General features: G+C 46.2%; 15 protein-coding genes. 8 read left to right on the forward strand and 7 right to left on the reverse strand.

The genetic code is table 11. The features are described 5' to 3' along the window. Positions 1-2010: 2010 nt before the first annotated feature. A complete protein-coding gene (locus B9D94_RS07155) occupies positions 2011-2661 on the reverse strand; it encodes a transcriptional regulator (protein WP_148246714.1) in 651 nt (216 codons plus the stop codon). Positions 2662-3377: 716 nt separating this feature from the next. On the opposite strand from B9D94_RS07155, the gene B9D94_RS07160 reads away from it, so the two are divergent. Further along, on the forward strand, positions 3378-3887 hold the full coding sequence (locus tag B9D94_RS07160) for a GNAT family N-acetyltransferase (protein WP_148246715.1): 510 nt from the start codon (positions 3378-3380) through the stop codon (positions 3885-3887). Between the two features lie 501 nt (positions 3888-4388). On the opposite strand, the gene B9D94_RS31405 is transcribed toward B9D94_RS07160, so the two are convergent. The 3 genes from B9D94_RS31405 to B9D94_RS07175 all read right to left on the reverse strand — a co-directional run bounded on the left by B9D94_RS31405 (position 4389) and on the right by B9D94_RS07175 (position 6666). Then, on the reverse strand, positions 4389-4658 hold the full coding sequence (locus B9D94_RS31405) for a DUF559 domain-containing protein (RefSeq protein ID WP_253806176.1): 270 nt from the start codon (positions 4656-4658) through the stop codon (positions 4389-4391). Between the two features lie 195 nt (positions 4659-4853). After that, on the reverse strand, positions 4854-5519 hold the full coding sequence (locus B9D94_RS07170) for a YczE/YyaS/YitT family protein (RefSeq protein WP_148246716.1): 666 nt from the start codon (positions 5517-5519) through the stop codon (positions 4854-4856). 163 nt (positions 5520-5682) lie between these two features. Continuing rightward, a complete protein-coding gene (locus B9D94_RS07175) occupies positions 5683-6666 on the reverse strand; it encodes a glycoside hydrolase family 43 protein (RefSeq protein WP_148246717.1) in 984 nt (327 codons plus the stop codon). 280 nt (positions 6667-6946) lie between these two features. Here B9D94_RS07175 and B9D94_RS07180 point away from each other — a divergent pair, with 280 nt between their 5' ends. Beyond that, the gene (locus tag B9D94_RS07180; protein WP_148246718.1) at positions 6947-8293 is read left to right on the forward strand and encodes an aminotransferase-like domain-containing protein; all 1347 of its coding nucleotides are present in this window, start codon (positions 6947-6949) and stop codon (positions 8291-8293) included. 100 nt (positions 8294-8393) lie between these two features. Here B9D94_RS07180 and B9D94_RS07185 read toward each other — a convergent pair whose 3' ends face one another. Next, positions 8394-8924 (reverse strand): hypothetical protein, encoded by a 531-nt coding sequence (locus B9D94_RS07185; protein ID WP_036643221.1) that lies wholly within the window; start codon positions 8922-8924, stop codon positions 8394-8396. Positions 8925-9523: 599 nt separating this feature from the next. Next, positions 9524-10879 carry a magnesium transporter gene (mgtE, locus tag B9D94_RS07190; RefSeq protein WP_148246719.1) on the reverse strand — a complete coding sequence of 452 codons (1356 nt, stop codon included), beginning with the start codon at positions 10877-10879 and terminating at the stop codon, positions 9524-9526. A 257-nt stretch (positions 10880-11136) separates the two neighbouring features. Between mgtE and B9D94_RS07195 the strand changes: the two genes are divergently transcribed. The 3 genes from B9D94_RS07195 (at position 11137) to B9D94_RS07205 (ending at position 13826) form a co-directional block, all read left to right on the forward strand. Then, positions 11137-12054: an aldo/keto reductase gene (locus tag B9D94_RS07195; protein WP_063480313.1), complete on the forward strand. Its 918-nt coding sequence runs from the start codon at positions 11137-11139 to the stop codon at positions 12052-12054. A gap of 235 nt (positions 12055-12289) precedes the next feature. Beyond that, on the forward strand, positions 12290-13165 hold the full coding sequence (locus B9D94_RS07200; protein ID WP_148246720.1) for a cache domain-containing protein: 876 nt from the start codon (positions 12290-12292) through the stop codon (positions 13163-13165). Beyond that, the gene (locus B9D94_RS07205) at positions 13083-13826 is read left to right on the forward strand and encodes a CehA/McbA family metallohydrolase (protein WP_253806115.1); all 744 of its coding nucleotides are present in this window, start codon (positions 13083-13085) and stop codon (positions 13824-13826) included. The genes B9D94_RS07200 and B9D94_RS07205 overlap by 83 nt, the downstream gene beginning before the upstream one ends. Before the next feature lie 135 nt (positions 13827-13961). Here the strand turns inward: B9D94_RS07205 and B9D94_RS07210 are convergent, their stop codons facing one another. Then, the gene (locus B9D94_RS07210) at positions 13962-14672 is read right to left on the reverse strand and encodes a MerR family DNA-binding transcriptional regulator (protein WP_148246722.1); all 711 of its coding nucleotides are present in this window, start codon (positions 14670-14672) and stop codon (positions 13962-13964) included. A 150-nt stretch (positions 14673-14822) separates the two neighbouring features. Between B9D94_RS07210 and B9D94_RS07215 the strand changes: the two genes are divergently transcribed. From B9D94_RS07215 to B9D94_RS07225, 3 genes are all read left to right on the forward strand, one after another. After that, on the forward strand, positions 14823-15644 hold the full coding sequence (locus B9D94_RS07215; protein WP_253806116.1) for an alpha/beta fold hydrolase: 822 nt from the start codon (positions 14823-14825) through the stop codon (positions 15642-15644). After that, a complete protein-coding gene (locus B9D94_RS07220; RefSeq protein WP_006211936.1) occupies positions 15631-16587 on the forward strand; it encodes a 3'-5' exoribonuclease YhaM family protein in 957 nt (318 codons plus the stop codon). Before B9D94_RS07215 ends, B9D94_RS07220 begins: the two co-directional genes overlap by 14 nt. Positions 16588-16731: 144 nt before the next feature. Beyond that, positions 16732-17133 (forward strand): hypothetical protein, encoded by a 402-nt coding sequence (locus tag B9D94_RS07225; protein ID WP_063480302.1) that lies wholly within the window; start codon positions 16732-16734, stop codon positions 17131-17133. The last annotated feature ends 350 nt before the right edge of the window (positions 17134-17483 follow it).

Genomic DNA, 17483 nt, shown 5'->3' on the forward strand with positions numbered 1-17483 from the left:
ACGAGATCAACAAGGCACCGTGGGGTGTTCTGAACGAGACCAAACCAGATCTAACGGACAGCACAGCCGTTATTCCTGTTAAAAAGGCTGTAATTCAAATGTAACGGACACCATAAGCGCTATATTGACTATTGAGGGCATTGGAGCAACCCTTTTCCTTGAATAACGACGCCTGAGTCCGTTACCCATTGTAAATTGCAAATTTGCCTCGAATAACGCCTACTCGGTCCGTTATCCATCTCGAAATTCGATTTTTCCCCCTAATAAAATCTACTGACTCCGTAAGTAACGCCTACTCGGTCCGTAAGCGATACCTACGATATCTCTAGCTTCAGACGGGTACAGACATGATCTCCAAATCCACGAGTTTACGAGGGTTTGACTGGCATGTCTTTCCGTATATTGCAGAAGCACCGTCAACATTGCAGAAGCTCCGCTGAGTCTAAAAGAGAGTTCTAAACCAAACCAGATCTAACGGACATCACAGCCGTTATTCCTGCTGAAAAGGCCGCAATTCTAATGTAACGGACAGCAGAAGCGCTATATTGACTATTGAGGGCATTGGAGCTGTCCTTTTCCTTGAATAACGACGCCTGAGTCCGTTACCCATTGCAAATTGCAAATTTGCCTCGAATAACGCTTACTCGGTCCGTTATCCATCTCGAAATGCAATGTTCCCCTAATAAAATCTACTGACTCCGTAAGTAACGCCTACTCGGTCCGTAAGCGATACCTACGATATCTCTAGCTTCCGACGGGTACCTACATGATCTCCAAATCCACGAGTTTACGAGGGTTTGACTGGCATGTCTTTCCGTATATTGCAGAAGCTCCGTCAACACTGCAGAAGCTCCGTCAACATTGCAGAAGCTCCGCTGAGTCTAAAAGAGAGTTCTAAACCAAACCAGATCTAACGGACATCACAGCCGTTATTCCTGCTGAAAAGGCCGCAATTCTAATGTAACGGATAGCAGAAGCGCTATATTGACTATTGAGGGCATTGGAGCAACCCTTTTCCTTGAATAACGACGCCTGAGTCCGTTACCCATTGTAAATTGCAAATTTGCCTCGAATAACGCTTACTCGGTCCGTTATCCATCTCGAAATTCGATTTTTCCCCCTAATAAATCTACTGACTCCGTAAGTAACGCCTACTCGGTCCGTAAGCGATACCTACGATATCTCATATTACCGCTGGACACAGATATGATCTCCAAATCCACGAGTTTACGAGGGTTTGACTGGCATGTCTTTCCGTATATTGCAGAAGCTCCGTCAACATTGCAGAAGCACCGTCAACATTGCAGAAGCTCCGCTGAGTCTAAAAGAGAGTTCTAAACCAAACCAGATCTAACGGACATCACAGCCGTTATTCCTGCTGAAAAGGCCGCAATTCTAATGTAACGGACAGCAGAAGCGCTATATTGACTATTGAGGGCATTGGAGCTGTCCTTTTCCTTGAATAACGACGCCTGAGTCCGTTACCCATTGTAAATTGCAAATTTGCCTCGAATAACGCCTACTCGGTCCGTTATCCATCTCGAAATTCAATGTTCCCCCTAATACAATCTACTGACTCCGTAAGTAACGCCTACTCGGTCCGTAAGCAATACCTACGATATCTCATATTACCGCTGGACACAGATATGATCTCCAAATCCACGAGTTTACGAGGGTTTGACTGGCATGTCTTTCCGTATATTGCAGAAGCTCCGTCAACATTGCAGAAGCTCCGCTGAGTCTAAAAGAGAGTTCTAAACCAAACCAGATCTAACGGACATCACAGCCGTTATTCCTGCTGAAAAGGCCGCAATTCTAATGTAACGGACAGCAGAAGCGCTATATTGACTATTGAGGGCATTGGAGCTGTCCTTTTCCTTGAATAACGACGCCTGAGTCCGTTACCCATTGTAAATTGCAAATTTACCTCGAATAACGCCTACTCGGTCCGTTATCCATCTCGAAATGCAATGTTCCCCTAATAAAGTCTACTGACTCCGTAAGTAACGCCTACTCGGTCCGTAAACGATACCTACGGTACCTCATATTACCGCTAGACACGTACATGATCTCCAAATCCACGAGTTTATGCAGAATTCGACGGGCATGCCTGTCTGTAATGCGCAGATGATCCGCCAACTCTAAAGGCGTGAATGGTCTCAGCAGCCGCCTGGCAAAACGTACCGTCTCGGCTTCAAAAGAAGTTAATGCATGCGGAGTATCAAGAGAAGTGAATTTGCCGATGAAGGATAGAACAAGCTGCTGGCATCGTCGAGGCTCATCTTGAATCGATAGGTAAGGGATGGGGAGGAATATCCAATCATCCAGCGCTAATAAGCAATGCCGCCAGCATAAATCCTTGAATCGTCTTACATCAAGATCTCTGGCGTGAGGGCCGTAGCCTTGAATCTCAATTCCTCCTTTGACACCGCCAGGCATATAAGCCAAATCCACGTAACGAAATCCATTGTTGAAATCGCGTACTTCCCACTCGGGATACAGGTGGTCAAAATGCTGTATCGTTGGGAACCAAATGGTGCGTAAAAATTCGACGGTGCCGTGACCTAGTCCCTTCTCAAGCAATTCGCGCCGCCTGGGGTTTTCCTCCTGCTCAATATTGAGCTGCATCCACTCTTCATATTTTTGAACAAATCTTGACACGCGGATTCTCTCCTCTGTTAAAAGGTAAATGCAAAAAGCCGCCCCGATACAACGTATCGAAGCGGCGTGTACTTCACGACCGAATTTATCTACTAGACAAGTGTATCTTGAAAGTTAGATATCAGCAAGCATGTTTTTGCGATCTTATAGGTACTTGGTTTACGTTAGTGCATGATGCCTTTCCTTTACTGTGGACGATGAACGGGCGAGAGGTTAATTTTTATGAGAAATCTACTATTCCGAAGACAAACTGTACGTGTCATACACATGAGCATCAAAAACACTTGGCGTCACAATGAAGCCAAACGCAAATCTCAAGATAAATTGCATGTGCCTTAAGTGCGGATTACCAAAGGAGGTTCAGTTTAAGTTATCCATAAAGAGTGATGAAGCAGACGGCAGAGTTGATGGAATTGGTGTTCCATTGCGAGTTGAGTTTCAGTAACGTTGCTCTAAGCAAGAAGAGTTTTAGCTGCGGATACCAACCGAGTTGAGTTTCAGCTACGGAGCTCAAGCAAGGAAAGTTTCAGTATCGGTCTTCCGAGCGAGAAAGGTTTTAGCTAGGGTGCTCTAAGCAAGAAGAGTTTCAACTATGGTGCTCTAAGTGAGGTGAGTTTCAACTACAGTGCTCCAAGCGAAGGCTAGTTTCAGCTACCGGTGTTGTTGCAGCCGTCCAATCATAGTAAACTGATCTAAAAACAATAGTAGGTGCAGCGATGAATATTGAAATTCGGACAGGACGCAGTGAGGATATTCAAGAAATCATGGGTTTGATTGCCCGCTGCGTTCAGGTGATGCAGGCTGGAGGCAGCGATCAATGGGATGAGTTCTATCCGAACCGGGATGTGATCGGGAAGGATTTGCGGAACGGAACGCTGTTTGTAGCTGAGGGTGAAGGCCGTATCTTAGGGATTGTTGTCCTTGATGAAACACAGGACGAGCAGTATCAGACGATTAACTGGAAGCAGGCAGAGGGTCCGCATTTAATGATGCACCGCTTTGCCGTCGATCCGAAAGCGCAGGGGAAGGGCATTGCACGCAAGCTTGTTGCCTTCTCCGAAGAATACGGCATACGCGGAGGTTATAGCAGCCTCCGGCTGGATACTTACTCCAAGAATGCGTCAGCGCTCAAGTTGTATCAAGGTTTGGGTTATGATCTGCGAGGTGAAGTGAACTTCCCTGGCAGGGTTGCAAGTTTCCCTGTATTTGAGAAGGTTTTCCAATAAGGAAGCAACTTAAGAAGTCTGCTGAGACCCGTACTGATGCGGGTTGACAGCAGACTTTTTCAGATTATAAGAAGGTCATACCGCAGCTGTCGTGTCGGTGTCGGTGTCGGTGTCGGTGTCGGTTCGCTATCACCCGGTATGGCTCTTGCGTGGTAACACTGGACTATCAATTAACGCGAAAGGCTTTGGCTGTATTTATCTACGAGCAGATAGCGGAGGAACATTTCATCCATAAAACCCGGGCGATCAGCAGTTAGCATGCTGCCGATCGCCACAGAAGATGTGAAGATCAAGCCTTCAGTTATAGACACTGTGCCGCATGAGGATGCAGCTCGTATTTCACTACATGTTTGCCTTGCGATCCGGTGACGGGCAAAAGCAACCCCTTATCGCAGAGGGAATGAAGAAAGCGTTAGAGCCGTTCGATGGTTTAAGCGCAGATGTGTCTTGACATCAATCGGGCGAAGCGGACGGGCAAGCATGCACCCAAAACGGATAATTTCACGCTCCGTAACCGTGGACACACCCACAGAGGAAGTAGCGGCATGATAACCAGATCTCGGGACGGTTAGCCACATCATCGTAAGCAAAAGAAATAACCTGATAACCCATAGCTGATAAAAACGTTTCCCGATTTAACTCGTTGCAAAAGGTTTGCCTGTCCATGCCGCTTGCATAAGTATCCAGCCCTTTAATCTCTATGATGAGTTTCAAGTGTGACGTGATGAAGGCGAAGTTGCAGAAATAAGATACTCCCCGCCAGTCCAGCACCTCGAACTGCGGATGCAAATCGCGGAAATGGCCGCGCAGCCTATCAAAATAAAAAAGAACGCCCTGACATACTCCAGGAAAAGGAGTGAATCAGGACGTTCTTCGTCTCTTCCAGCCCATTATAATCAAAATGAAGCCAATTAACCATATACTCTTATAAGTTATGACCATAACCCGATTGGACGTGCCCCAGAATTATTGGCCTTGCTCAATGACTGCTTTGGCAGTTCTTTTGCTGCTCAAACGAAATGCGATCCCGCGCAGCAGCTTGATGAAATAACCGACCAGAAAAGCCGAAATGACCGTACCCTCGCGTACGCCTTCAATCGAACCGAACGCAAACAGTGATATGACAATCCCGATGGATACCAGTGTCCAGTCAAATAGGATTTTGATATTGCCGAATTCGGCACCAAGCTTCTCGGAAATGACCTTCACGATGCCTTCACCCGGGTTCAGAATGGCATTGGCGATAATTTGAAGATAGATGCCCACCGCCAGGATGATGCAGCCAGTCAGCAAAGCCAGCATGTTCATGAAATACATCGTAAAGTTAATCGAACTTACCATATACGCTCCCAAATCAAGAAAAAGGCCGAACAGCACCCCGACCAACACTTGAAGATATTGAATCTTGGGAAACTGCTTGCCGAGCAGAAGGGCCTGAAGCACCACAAATAGCACACAGATTCCTATAGTCATCACTCCCATGGAGATGGGGAACTTTAAACTAAGCACATAGGGAACACTAGCGATAGGGGATGTACCGATATTGGCTTTGGTTACGAGAGCAGTGCCGACCCCCATCAATAAAAGACCTGCAATCAGGATCATGTATCGTTGGACAAGCTGTTTTGCCATTCACGCATTCCTTCTTTCTTATGATATTTCTAGCTCCGCTACCTCAAAATCTCGAACAAATAATACCGACTATAATGGTATCACTAAACAGCGGTAGAAATGCATGGATAAACATGAAAAAGCTGAGCTCCATATGCCATGGAACCCAGCTGGTCTGATTACTTTATTTACTGTAAGGGTCAATCGTCTGAATGGTGCCATCCGCATTGTATTTCAACTCGGTGAATTTCACGCTGCGTTTGTTATCCGCTCCTCCAGAGAGGGAGCTGTCATGATAGAAGAGATACCATTTATCCTGGAACTGCACGATGGAGTGGTGGGTTGTCCAGCCGATAACCGGCGTGAGAATCGTCCCCTTGAATTCAAATGGACCTGTCGGGCTCTGGCTGGTGCCATACACGATTTGGTGTGTCGAACCGGTGGAGTAAGAGAGGTAGTAGGTGCCGTTGTATTTATGAACCCACGGACCTTCAAAATATCTTCTCTCTTCATCTCCGGCAGTTATCGGACTGCCACTCTCATCAATGATGGATATTTCTTGCGGTGTATCCTTGAACGTGAGCATGTCGTCACTCAGTTCGGCAACCCGCGGTCCGATGGCAGGTGCATCTGCGGCAGGTCCCTCCCCATCCGGAATGTGGGAGCCGGTCTGCCATTGCTCCAGCTGTCCACCCCAGAGGCCGCCGAAATAAATGTACGCCCGGTTATCGTCATCCACGAATACGGCAGGGTCAATGCTGTAACTGCCAGGAATGTAGTCGGGCTCCGGCGTGAAAGGTCCGGAAGGGGACGAACTGGTAGCTACGCCAAGACGGAATATGTCGTTATGATCTCGGGCAGGGAAGTACAAGTAATAGGTGTCGTTTTTATAAGCAGCATCCGGTGCCCACATCTGTTTCTTGGCCCACGGAACATCCTTTACATGCAGGGCTTGACCATGGTCAACGCACGGAGCGTTCACATCTTCCATCGATAAAACGTGGTAGTCTTCCATATCGTACTGATCGCCATTATCATTGGACGTGTTCTCATGATCAAGGTCATGGGATGGATAAATATAAATCTTACCCTCAAATACGTGGGCAGAAGGGTCTGCGGTGTAGATGTGGGTTACGATGGGTTCATTAGGTTGTGCCGGTTTGCTCATGATATATCCTCCTTGGTTTATTGCGTTTGTAAGCGTTATATTTTTCATTCTATCAAACGTCCATCTCGCATTAAACCTAATAAAATTAGGTATTATACCTAAAAATTTTAGATCTTTGCTCCTTTTAGTCTTTTGTTGTGTTTTTTTAACATGAAATAACGCTGAAATGATGGGAGAGGGAGTAAACGGATACGGCGATCATTCAACTCAAAACTTAACCAAGCCCTGGGTACCGTCAGGGTGGTGGGTTATAATCTAAGCATAAGAGGGGGCGCAGCGGATGAAAAAATACATGTCCATTCTGGTTGATATGGAATCGAAGATTCAGGAAGGACGATACCGTCCCGGTCAGAAGCTGCCCTCCGTCCGAAGCGCTGCACAACAATACGGATGCAGCATCAGCACGGTCATTCGCGCCTATGCTGAGCTGGAGGAGCGGCATGCCATATATTCGGTTTCGCAAAGCGGCTATTATGTAGTTCAGAAGGAGAGCGATCCCGATAACAGGGACGAAAGCCTGATTGATTTTGCCTCGGCTTCTCCCGACGTGAACGTGTTCCCTTATCTGGACTTTCAGCACTGTTTGAACAAGGCCATCGATACCTACAAATACCATCTCTTCACGTATGGTGACGGGAAAGGAATGGATAAACTCCGCCATACGCTGGTTTCCCATTTTGCAGACAGCCAGGTGTTTACCCGCCCAGAGCGGATTATGGTGACGTCCGGTGCCCAGCAGGCGATGGAAATACTGGCGAAGATGCCGTTTCCTAACGGAAAATCGGTGATTCTGGTGGAGCAGCCCAGCTACAATAACTTTTTGCATTTTCTGGAGTCGGAGAATGTTCCGGTTGTGGGCATTCCTCGTTCTACAGCGGGGATCGATATCGGGTTGTTGGAGGAGAAGTTCAAGACCGGACATATTAAGTTTTTTTATACGATGCCAAGATACCACAACCCGCTTGGAACCTCGCTTCGAGTCGAGGAGCGGAAAGCGATCGCCGCATTGGCGAGTCAATATGATGTATTTGTGGTGGAAGATGATTACATGGCCGATCTGGGGGATGAGCGAGGATTCGATCCGGTTTATGCTTATAACCAAACTTCACACATCATCTATTTGAAAAGCTTTTCGAAGATTATCTTTCCAGGTTTGCGTCTCGGGGCAGTTGTTCTGCCGGAAAGCCTGCTGGAGGAATTTTACGCCTATAAAAAATACGGGGATGCTTCACTGCTGTCCCAAGCTGCGCTCGAAATTTATATCAGCAACGGCATGTATGAACGGCATAAACAGAAAATCTACAGGCAGTATGAGACCCGAATGGTGGCTTTGGATTCCGCTGTGCAGTTATATGGAGGAACTGGACTTATTGAAGTCGTACCCGGCAACGGTGGAATATATAAAATATTCAAGCTGCCGCATAACGTAAATTTGGAGCGTTTGATCAAGCGGCTGGAGGAGCGGAGCATCTTAGTGGTATCAGGCAAGCCGTTCTATCTGTCCCAGTATCTGGAGCGCGACAAATTCATACGCATCAGTATTTCCAGAGTGAGCCAGGCGCAGATTGAGGCAGGGGTTCAGACGATTGTGGAGGAAGTGAAGCGAGAACTGGGGAACCGGTGGTGATGAACGGAAGGATGGTGTAGTGCAGCCGATCGGCCGATAGGGTTCCACTGAAGAAAAAGACGTGCTGTCTGCAAGCCCCTCAAGGGGACATGCAGACGATTCACGTCAGAAAGAATCGGACCAGACCCAGTACAGCAAAAGCGAATAATACCACCCCGGAACCTATCCCTGTGATTGCGCTGTTTGCTACCCGCAGTTTAGGGGACACAAACAGGGAAATAATCGAAACGGCCACCAGTAGAGCTGCCAGAACGTAAAGACTTGGATCGTCAAATACACGGGAAAGCCCGATGAAATGAATGCCGACAATGAAGGCGATCCATGGCGCTACATAATCTTTGCGTTTTTTTCGGATGAGGACAAAAGCTCCAAGCCCTGCCAGGAAAAATTCAACATAAACGGAGATGAGATAATTCTTGAAGTTCGTTTGATCCGTTAGCGCAGAAGGTGCATCCCAGTTTGTTATACTTAAATAAACCCCCAGCAAACACACCAGGAGCGCAGCACCCGAGGCGATGCCCAGGTATTTGCGCCAGCTTGCCCGCGGATTTTCCTGTGCCCAACCAAACCAGCTCATGCTGAACATACCGAAGATCGATGCGTACATGGCGTAATCCCGTATGTATTCCATTCAACCCCTCCATGATTAAGGAAAAATTTACATGACATTCGCGTTAATACTATATCATGGAACGGAGGGTTCCGTGATAGGTTCCGGGTAAAAAAATTCACACGTCATTATCATCCTGAAGGGTGAGAATGTCCTCAACTGCTCGTCGCATGAATATGAAGAAGAAAATTTGCTGCCCTGGTTCATCAAGGCGGCTTATTGATGTTCTCGAGCAAACATGCTTCTTCACAGATTGAGCTTGGTAGGATACACGTTCCAATCCGCCTAATCATAGTATGGGGAAAATACAATCACGTTACAAAATATGGTGAATGCCATCTATTTAACGGACTGCTGACAGCATCCTTGTCAGGCTTGGATACAGATTGAGCAGTTTGCTGTTGAGGGGGAGATTATCCCCTTATTGGAATGGATACGTAATCGAATGGAGGGAACCGTGTTGGCATTTCATGCTGCAGTCTCTGGGAACATCAGTCGATTGCATCCATTGGCCGCGATTGACATCCCTCCACGGGCAGAGCCCAAAAAGACTTCCGGTTCATCAACCGGAAGTCTTTTTTTGAAAGGATATGTATCCGTCCCAGATAGCGCGAGCTCGGCTAAATGTAAGAAAGAAACAAGGTGGCGATGCCGAAGTAAATGACAAGCGAGAGAATATCGTTGATGGTTGTAATTAACGGCCCGGAAGCCACAGCCGGATCAATCTTGAATTTAAATAGAATGAGAGGAATGATGGTACCCGCCATGGTTCCGACGATGAGGGTTGCAACCAGCGAGCTTCCAACCACAAACCCCAGGTAGAGATTGCCCTGCCAGAAATAGGCGATTAAGGAGATCAGAAAGCCGCATGTCACACCGATCATCAAACCGACCTTCAGCTCTCTTGCTAACAACCGGTATACCAGCGATTTGCTCATCTCCTTTGTTGTCAGACCACGGACAATGACCGCAAGGGACTGTGTACCGGTATTTCCGGTCATACCTGCAATCATGGGCATGAAGAAGGCGAGGGCCACAACCTGTGCCAGCGTTTCTTCAAACCGGGAAATGATTGTTCCCGAGATCAGACCGATGAATAAGAGCAGAATCAGCCAAGGCAATCTTCGGTAGGCCGCTACCGTGGCCTTGGTGTTAAAATCAATGGATTTTCCGCCAGTGGCGTTCATTTTCCGGATGTCCTCATCTGCTTCACTGATGACCACATCGAGAATATCGTCAACGGTAATGATCCCCACCAACCGGTTGTCCTGTTCAACGACCGGAATCGCGACCAAATCATACTTTTGGATAAGCAGCGCGACCTCCTCCTGATCCGCATCCACAGGCACGGACAGAACTCGGCTATGCATGATATCCACGATATATTCATCCGGCTCGGCCAAGATGAGCCCGCGGTAGGAAACCACGCCCATGAGTTTCTTGTCATGATCGATAACGTACAGATAGTTGATCGTTTCCGAAATAGAAACATAGGTTTTCAGCTTCTGCACCACCTCCGACACGGTGTAATGCTGAGGAATCCAGACATAGCGGTTGGTCATGATCCGGCCGGCCGTTTCCGGCGGATATTTCATGATGTTCCGTACAAATTGGGATTCTTCATCCCGCATTCCTCTAATGAGCTCGTCTTTCTGTTCGGGAGACAGCTCGTCCAGCAGAATGGCCAAGTCGTCATTATCCATCAAGTCCAGGATGATGGCGGTTTTTTCTTTACCCAGCCTGGTCAACACTTCAATTTGATTGGGATGCTCCATTTCCTGGATCATATCGGCAATCTGGTCTTCATTCAGAAATTTCAGAAGCTGAGCCTGCTCCGTACTACTTAGATGGCTATGTACTCTTGCCAGATCATAAGGCAGAAATTCATGGATGATGTACTGAAAGTCTGTCGAATTCTTCGCTTGCAGACTCTCCTTAATGTCCGGCATTAATTGCTCGAGTGTTCGAGAATTCACGCTGAAATCCCCCTTTCTTATTCCATAACAGGATAACGGAATGCATTATTATAGGGTTCACCATAACAACTTATTATTAAACAGTCTACATATGGGGGGTGTGTGAAAATAAAATTTTTGAATGGAACAAGAGAAAGCCCTAATGTGCGAGCTGCCATCCGTATATAATCAAGCTGTCAAATTCATTTCGATTGTTGCAAACGGTTGCAATATCACATAAGATATAGGCGCACAAATCTGCGGGAAGAGGTGAGCGTATGAAATACAGACGATTAGGCAAAACCGATCTGAAGGTATCTGTAGTCGGTGTGGGAACATGGCAGTTTGGCGGTGATTGGGGGAAGGATTTCGACCAAAGGGAAGTTGACGAAATCTTGACCCGCGCGAAGGAACTGGGCATTAATTTGTTAGATACAGCCGAGTGTTACGGGCCTCATCATATGTCTGAGAATTTCATCGGGGATTTCTTGTCGCGTGACCGCCGCGAGGATTGGGTTATTGCCTCCAAGTTTGGTCATCAGTGGCATGAGCAATGGGAGAATGCCTGGGACGCGAAGCAGATTCGAATCCAGCTGGAGGAATCTCTTAAAGCGCTGCGTACGGATTATATCGACCTGTATCAATTCCATTCCGGCTCGGATGAAGTGTTCAATAATGATGAGATGTGGACGATGCTGGACAAGCAGGTTCAGGCGGGAACGATCCGCAATCTCGGGATATCGATCGGAAGCAATAGGAATATCTATCAAACCGACAAGGCTGCGGAGCTGAATGCCAAGGCGATTCAGGTTGTATATAACCGTCTGGATCAGGCACCGGAGGAAGAAGTTCTCCCTTCATGCCTGAAGCAGGATCTTGGTGTATTGGCACGGGTTCCACTGGCAAGCGGATACTTGAGCGGGAAATACAAGCCGGGGACGGTGTTCAGCGATAAAGTGCGCAGGAACCGTGACCAGGACGAGATTAATGCCAAGCTGAAGCTTGTGGAAGAGATCAGACAGAAGGAAGTGCCCGAAGGCGTGAATATGGCGGAATGGGCGCTGGCCTGGTGTCTGAAGCATCCAGCGGTGAGCTGTGTCATTCCGGGCTGCAAAAGCGTGGATCAGGTAGAGATGAACGCAAAGGCCGTGGAGCAGGATCTGGTGAACGAAGAACACCCGGGTGCTTGGAAATAATCAAGCAGCGGTCGTAACTGACGCAGGCTGTTACGGGATGAGCGGGTTAGATAGTAGAATGTTTAAGCATCTCCAGGTCTTTCGTAGATCCTTGTGATGCTTTTTTCATGGTGGCTATCCAAGTGAATCTCTTAAATCTTCTGAACGATTAACAGTGACTCATTGCCATAATAGATCGTAATGGAATAGTATAAAGTAGTAATCATCGAGAGCTATAGTATGGGGAGCCTTGGACATGAAGATACGAGATCATAATCGAATGACCTGGACTAGATGGTTTATGAACAAGCCATCGTTTTACCGAAAAATGGTGTGGATCGCTTTATTATCGTCGATTGTTCCGATTATGATCTTGGGCATATCCAGCTACGCCATGACAACCAAAATGGTCAAGCAGGATGCAAGTCAGGACGTCTCGCAGATTTTGAATTATGCTTCACAGACGATTGATACAGGGATGGATCGAATACAGAATAATTTGATTCAGATGTTAATGGGGTCATTTTTCACCTCCGATTTTGCAGAGCAGAAACGTAACAATTATGCCGGGTTTTATTCCAATATGTATCAGAATCTGGCAGCCTTTAAGAATGGAAATCCTCAGATCGAGGATATTTCCTTATATACGTTGGATGAGAATTACTTCATATCGGCTACATATGGCGGGCACAAGGCTGAATCTGAAGACGAAATCAGAGCAGCCCATCAATTGCTGAACGACAAACAGCAGCTTTATTGGAAGGCAGGCTATTCTCTCAATGGCAGAGAGGACGACAATGGCATTTCTATCATAAGCGCACTCCCCCTGCATGCCCAGGACCCGATGGGCTTTATTGGGATCACGATGGATAATCGGATGTTCGAATCGTTAGCCAGGCCCTTCATCAAATATGAGAATGAACGAATGTATGTCCTTGACGATACAGGCCAATTGGTATTCCATCTCAATGGCACCTCGGTTCCTCCGGAATTGTATGAAATGATAACGGTTACAAATAAAATCGGACATGAATTTGTATACCATTGGGATGGCAAGGAATACCTTGTTACCTCCAAGCTTTCGCCTATGTACAATCTGCTGTACATCGACAAGCGCTGTTCACTCGATTGAAATATGGAACGATCCAACCTATTCGCCGAATCCGGTTGCAACGGAGAAAGCGTTGGAATTGTGGAGTGTTTGCTGGAATGCAGGGCATAAGCTGACGGGGATTGGCGGGTCTGACTCTCATATGCTTCCTACGGAACGTTATGAGGACTGCGATATGCCTTCCTTGATCGGTGACCCGGCAACCTATGTCTGGTGTGAGCACCTATCGGCGGAGTCTGTTCTGGAGGGGGTGCGCCGCGGTCACGTATACGTATCACGGGGGCCCGTCCTTGAGGCTGCGATTCGGGCAGGCCGTGATGAATATCGGTTTGGCAGTGACATGTCCGCTGCCTTTGCAGGCAAGGATGCAGCAGAGGATAACCGTATGATTTACTGTACGCTGCGTATAACAAGCGAGGCGAATGTTCAAGTCGCGCTGGTTCATAACGGCAGGATTGATTCTTCCCAAGCAGCTGTGTCAGCTCAAGAGGAAGGTCAGCCTATTATACTGGAATGGGCGATCCCATGGGAATCGGAAGGTTACCATTGGTACCGGTTCGATATCCGTGATGAAGCGGGGCAGCTTCTTGCGTTCACGAACCCGGTCTATCACGGCTCTAAACAGCCACAGCCCATGACCTGGAGTGAACTTATAACACGCGCCGACCTGTCCGAAATCTGAAACCCTTAACAGGGTGATTATAGGTCTAACAATATTATAACTAGAGGGTGTCCCAAAAGATCTTAAATCTTGCGAGATGCCCTCTTTGCACGAATTTGTTCTGAATCGAGTTATACAAAGTGAATTAGAGCTTACTTATGGGACAGCCCCTGTGAAAAAATGTATATATTTCATCAGTTCTGCTATTCCTTTCAATTGCAATAATAGTTGATTGTTCAGATTTTCCAAAGCCAACTGAAAGGAACGTTTGATGTTACCATAGTTTTGTGTGTCTAAATCATTTAATAACTTCTTCATATTTTCTATATAATAAACGGTTTTTCTCAAACTGCTTATGACCAGTATTTTACGCAGTTCAGGGATGGAGAACATTCTGTAACCGTTTTCTTTGTTTCTCTCTGAATGGACTAACCCTTCATATTCCCAATGACGGATAGCTGATGTATTTACTCCCGATATTTTTGCAGCCTCACCAATACTCATCCATTCATTTAATTTTACATTTTTATATTTAGTAAAATCAGTGTTTTGAATCATGCCCAGTATTTCTTCCACTCGCTGTTTCTCCACTTGTATATGGAATTGCTGTTCATTCACTAACCAAAGGGCTTCTTCAAACCTTCCGTGTTTAATCATTCTCATGACTTCGTAAACCATGGGGATGTCATATCCTTTTAACAAGGCCCTAATGGCAGTAAAAGCCTGGAAGTGTATCGATTTATAGTAACGGTGATTACTTTTTGTTCTCGGTACAACAGGAATGAGGTCTTGTTCTTCGTATCTTCTCAGAGTTGTTGTACTAACATTTAAGATATTTGCAATTTGTTTAGGGGTATATGATTCCATTTATTAACTCCCTTTTTAAAGTAGAACCTTCAAGTGCTACAATAACATATTTTTCATAAAGTCCTAATACAGGAAGGGGAAAAACTGAAAAACTGAAAGATTGCATGAATGTTATATGATATTCGTATAACAAATTAAGGAGTGATCGAAATGGAGAAGATCATAAAGCTGATAGATGAATCCGAATTGAAGGTTGGTTTAGTTGGAAATCCCAACTCTGCAACAATCATGCTCCCGGTTGCTAAAGAATCCGTTTATGGACAAGAAGCCGAAAACTTAAAGTTGTGGGGAGTAGACCCTGAATTAGGAAAACATTTTATCGAGGGACTCGCAGACAAGTTTCAGATTTTATATTTTGACTATGAAGGACATCGTATGCAGCATCCGGTTCCAGAGAATCTCACACCTGAAAATATAGTAAAAGATCTGTTGACTATTGTTGATGAAATGAACGTTAAGAGGTTTAGTTATTATGGTTATTCTTGGTTAGCTTTAGTTGGATTACAATTAGCCATTCGGACGGATAGACTAGAAAGCTTAATCATGGGTGGTTTTCCGGCAATAGACGGTCCCTATAAAGAGATGATGGTGGTGACAAATAAAACATACGAACAAGCTTTGAATAATCAAAATTCTCCTGTTATTGATGAACAAGACCAGAGTAGTCCAGAAGAGGTTGATTGGGATCACATCGAGGTAAAGATCAACCCCAATCAAACGAAACAGTTTGTTACAATGTACGAAAATTTGATGGAATTTGATGATCGAGAAATTCAACATAAATTGGTTATTCCGAGAATGGCGTTTGCTGGGGAAAAAGACACCATTGTCTATGGAGAAAACTTTGGCAGTGTTACAGTTGATATTATCGGTATCCTTCAAAAAAATAAAAGTGATGGACGCCTTGCACGGGACTTTGTTATAGTTAACCTAATGGGATTTTTTCGGGAGGGAACAGATGAAGCCTATTAATAAACTTAGCATACAAGACGATTTCGTCGGCTTTTACTTGTTAAAAGAGTTGAATATGAGACAGACCAGCGGCACGCCCCCAAAAGATTATTTTGATATTGTGCTCTCGGATGCCAGTGGTCAAATATCCGCCAAGTACTGGGATGTGACCATTCAGGATAAAGAAACGTTCTTGCCCATGCAATTAGTTAAGATTCAGGGAACCGTTCTGAGCTACCGGGATCAGCCTCAAGTCAAGATCAGCCGAATCCGGAAGGCATCCGAGGAGGATGGTGTTTCGTTGACTGACTTTGTGAGGGCTGCACCGATACGCCCCGTTGATCTGTTACATACGATTAAACTGACGATGAATGAGATTACGGAGCCGCAGATAAGAACAATCGTGCAGTATTGCGTGGCGAAGGTGGAGGAGAAGCTGATGCATTATCCTGCTGCGAAAACCTATCATCATGCCTACTTTGCCGGACTTGCCTATCATATAGTGCGCATGCTGGAGATAGGCGATTTCATCTGCAAGCAGCGGCCATTTCTGAAGCCTGACTTCATCAAGGCGGGCATTATTCTTCATGATATCGCAAAGCCGGAAGAGATGATTGCACAGATGGGCATCGTAACGGATTACAGCAACCAGGGCAAGCTGATCGGACATATCGCCCTCGCCTCCAACTGGATTGTGGAGGCTGCGCTTCAGAACGAGATTCCGCTTGAATCCGAAGTGGTCCTGGGCTTGCAGCATCTGGTGCTGTCTCATCATAATCTGGGAGAGTGGGGGAGTCCGGTTCAGCCGCAAACGGCAGAAGCCGTTGCGCTGCATCACATCGACCTGCTGGACGCCAAGCTGCAGATGGTAGAGGATGCCCTGGATACAACGGTTGAGACGGAGCCGTGGACACCGATGATCCGTGGGCTCGACAATAAGGCGATTTACCGTTTGAAGGCATGATGATGGCTGGAGAACACTAGTAATCTGAGCCATCAGATTGGTCGTAAATGCACTCAACAACTAATGTGAACGCAATTCAGTCAAGTAACATATGGTATATGGTCATTTGACTAATTGAGAACATGTTGCGGAGGGAACAAATTGATGCATTACAACGACCGTCTAGTGATGCCACACCCCATTCTTCTAGAGGCCAGGCAAGTGGCTCCTAATCAGATTGTAATGATGTATGATAAGCGGACTGATTTAGCATCAGCGACTACTATTTCTAATTACTGGATTAGAAGTAATATGGAGAGTCCAACGGGTATAGCAAGCGTAGGAATGGGCGATGCACTTACAACGGCAAATTCAATACGCCCTGAAATGGGAATGATAACACCTGCTGACCATACAGGTATGAGGTTTGTTATGACATTTAGAGGGAATGCAGTGCCAGGTATCCTATACGTAGTGCTTCCTTGTTTTGTTAATTTGGAGGGAATGGCAGGTTATATGGGGGCTAACTGGGGACCCTCTAGCAGAAATGCATTTATCGGAATGTAGGTTCTCGTGCTTGGACAATAACCAACTATTCGCTTCAATCAGATCCCTTGCGGCTTGATTAGGATACGGCTTGCAAATCCTGTGTATCAAGGGCAGAAGGTGAATGTTCGTTCCTGACAGGAGGGACCGGCCATTTAAATCTTTGCTGCATCAAAGCAACTGAGCGTTAAATAAAACTCTTGCATATCCGTACTGACTGTAATACAATGCATCTAAATTAACTAACACGATATGTTAAAACAAGCGATGATGGAAAGAGTAAGCGAAATAACGTTCCTGACAGGAAAGGGCTGCCACCGACTGAGAGCGCCCGGGCGAAGGTTTTTGGCTGAAGTTCATTCCGGAGCTGG

This window comes from Paenibacillus sp. Cedars, from assembly GCF_003184205.1.
Taxonomy (GTDB): domain Bacteria; phylum Bacillota; class Bacilli; order Paenibacillales; family Paenibacillaceae; genus Paenibacillus_AQ; species Paenibacillus_AQ glucanolyticus.